Here is a 2,711-nt window from a genome sequence, read left to right as displayed (position 1 = left end):
CCCAGCTTTTCGACGATTGGTTCGACCCGATCGAGGTCGGCATTCGCACCCGCGTACGCGGTTTTATCCAGGAACTGATCGAGGCGGAACTTGAAGAGGCTTTATCGCGCGCACGCTATGTTCGGCACAGCAAATCCGGGCAGATATCCACGGAAACGACCAGCGACACTACTGCTGGCGCCACGTCCACCCCTGCCGAGCCCCAGCTTCATGGCCATCGCCACGGTCATCGCTCGCGCACGCTGATGGGCGCCTCCGGCGAGGTCGAAGTCAGTGTGCCACGTGCACGGATCGAAGGTGCGGATTGCAAGACGACGGAATGGCACAGCAAAGCGCTGCGGAAATATCAGCGGCGCACCAAAGCGGCCGACGCACTCATCGCTAGTGCATCGATCCAAACGGAGGTTACGCCGGAGTTTGGTAAAATCGATGCATAAACAAAGAGCTAGTGCGCTGACATATGAATCTTTTGAATGTGTCAGTGCACTAGCACCTATTTGTCCGGCACCAACACGCGGCGTGTACGGCGTGCTCTGGCCACGCTTTTCCAAGGAGCGGTGAGCAAGGATACGGTCAGCCGCGTGTGGCGCAAGGTGGAGGGGGACTGGAAAGCCTGGAACCAGCGCTCGCTGACAAACGAGCCGATCGTCCGCCTGATCCTGGACGGCACGGTGGTTCGCGTACGGCTCGACAAGAAGGCCACATCAATCTGCCTACTGGTTGTTCTCGGCGTGCGCGAGGATGGCCAGAAAGTTTTGTTGTCTATCAAGAACATGGGCGGCGAAACGGCCGAGAGCTGGCGGGTGGTGCTCGACGATCTGATTGGGCGGGGCCTGCGCAAACCTGAATTCCTGATCGTCGACGGCGCTGCCGGGCTGGAACGGGCGCTGGCTGAGGTCTGGAGCGACGTCGCGACGCAACGGTGCACCGTTCACAAACACCGCAATCTGCTCAGCCATGCGCCGAAAAGGCTGCGTGATGAGGTCTCGGAGGATTACAATGATATGATCTACGCGAAGACGGCAGCTGAAATTGAGCAGAAACGCCGGGTGTTCTTACGCAAATGGCGCATCCGCTGCAGAGCCGTTGCCGACTGTCTGGAGGAAGCGGGTGATAGGCTGTTCATGTTCACCAGATTGCCCGCTGATCAGTGGAAAAGCGCACGCACGACCAACGCCATCGAGCGGCTCCACGAAGAATTCAAGCGTCGGATCAAGACGCAAACCGTTCTGCCGTCGGCTGAAACCGCAGCCATGCTGTTCTGGGCGCTGATGGCTTCTGGACAAATCGTGATGCGCAAGGTGGATGGCTGGCGGACGCTGGCCGTGGAGACCGCTGATCTTCCAGGGCGATTCAGTAAAAGCCCATGATGGCCTGTATGGCTCGGTTTCTGTCGTCCTGAAAATATTCTATGGCGCGTTTAGGAGATGAGCAAACGCGTTTACAGATAGAGAGTATCAAGTCCCCTAATAATGATATGTTTTCTGGTGAATGATCTTTGTTATTTGTGTATCCATCTTCACCCAGTGTGACGTCCTTATTTCGGTGAAGATGGTTTTCGATACCCCAGTGATCGCGATTTAACCCAAGGATGTCTTTTGGAAGCGCCGTTTCTGCCGGTAAACTGGTGATCAAATAGGCAATTTCGATAGCCGGCGGCTGCCACACGCCGCCCTTTTTCTTCTGTCGTGATCGGCATACCCGGCAGATTTGCTTCACGCCCGGCCACCCTTGTTCAATTCCGGCGGCCTCGGCGGGCAAGACCTCAATGGTGCGCTGCTCGATGCGGCCGTGAGCCTTTTCTGGCGCGCTTTCCCACCTGCGCAGGGGGAAAAACCGGCTCATTAAAAGCCGTTTCGATATCTTCCCTCAAGTTTTTCTGGTTGTCTTTTACAGCAAACACGTAGTCGCCTCCGCCATCGACGATGGTCTTGCAGATCTTCTTTTGGCAAAAAATCGCGTCGCCCGTGATCACCTTTCCCTTCAGGTCCAGCTTGGCGAGAAGTTTCATCGCGTCAGGAATTTCCATACCCTTGCCACGGGACGCAGTCTGTCCGAGAACTTCGCGTATCCCGCAGCAGAACGCCGAAAGACAATGCACCGCCTTGCCGTTTTCATCTTTGCTGGCGCGCATGGTCTTGCCATCGAAGGCGATGTGGCGCGTCTCCTTACCTTCACCGCAAATAGCAAGACTGTTCAAGACCTTCATCAATGCTTCCGGGTCAATCGCCCGCATGGTCTCCGTAAGCGTCGCGTGGCACGGCGTCGTTCCTTTATGGAAGCCAAGAGCATGGCGCTGCCGCTGGTTCAGCGACCGTCCAAGAAGAAACACCGATAGCAGCCCACGCCTGCCGCACAGGAAACCAACGACAATCAGGGCCAGAATGGACCACAACCGGTAATCTTGCCCCTGTCCGCCGCGCGGATCGGGAACCTGCGCCAGAATTTCTTTCAGTTTCATCGGGAGCTCCCCTTGTTGCTCCCAACCAGAATCATATTCGCTAAGACAATTCAATCCGATAGTGCATTTCAACAAATCGCCCTGTCAGCCGTCAAAGTCATGGCGCCTCAGCGAGGTAACATGCTGACAATAAACGGCTCTACGATTGTATCGGCAATGTTTTGCGCCGCTGATTTGACGGATTGGTGCCCCGTCCTGTGAATCGCAGCGGGTCGACTGCAGCCGTTGGAATCATCCCAGAACCGCGGCT

The 2,711-nt window shown here is 56.3% G+C and carries 3 protein-coding genes and 1 pseudogene; 2 read left to right on the top strand and 2 right to left on the bottom strand.

Going from position 1 to position 2,711, the window contains the following annotated elements; translation table 11 throughout:
• Together P8014_RS20465 and P8014_RS20460 are read left to right on the top strand one after the other, a co-directional pair.
• On the top strand, positions 1-437 hold a 437-nt coding region (locus P8014_RS20465; protein WP_337819182.1), incomplete at its 5' end, for a transposase.
• A gap of 51 nt (positions 438-488) precedes the next feature.
• Positions 489-1,370 (top strand): annotated as a pseudogene (locus tag P8014_RS20460) (IS256 family transposase); the annotation flags it as partial.
• Here the strand turns inward: P8014_RS20460 and P8014_RS20455 are convergent.
• Together P8014_RS20455 and P8014_RS20450 are read right to left on the bottom strand one after the other, a co-directional pair.
• The gene (locus P8014_RS20455) at positions 1,354-1,761 is read right to left on the bottom strand and encodes a hypothetical protein (RefSeq protein WP_337819181.1); all 408 of its coding nucleotides are present in this window, start codon (positions 1,759-1,761) and stop codon (positions 1,354-1,356) included. The pseudogene P8014_RS20460 and the gene P8014_RS20455 overlap by 17 nt on opposite strands.
• 4 nt (positions 1,762-1,765) lie before the next feature.
• Positions 1,766-2,461: an ISAs1 family transposase gene (locus tag P8014_RS20450; RefSeq protein WP_337819180.1), complete on the bottom strand. Its 696-nt coding sequence runs from the start codon at positions 2,459-2,461 to the stop codon at positions 1,766-1,768.
• Positions 2,462-2,711 lie beyond the last annotated feature (250 nt).

The organism is Acidihalobacter sp. (assembly GCF_037381185.1).
In the GTDB taxonomy this organism is placed as follows: Bacteria; Pseudomonadota; Gammaproteobacteria; order DSM-5130; family Acidihalobacteraceae; genus Acidihalobacter_A.
Note: the sequence above shows the minus strand (reverse complement) of the source record. Positions and strands in the feature narration are given on the sequence as shown.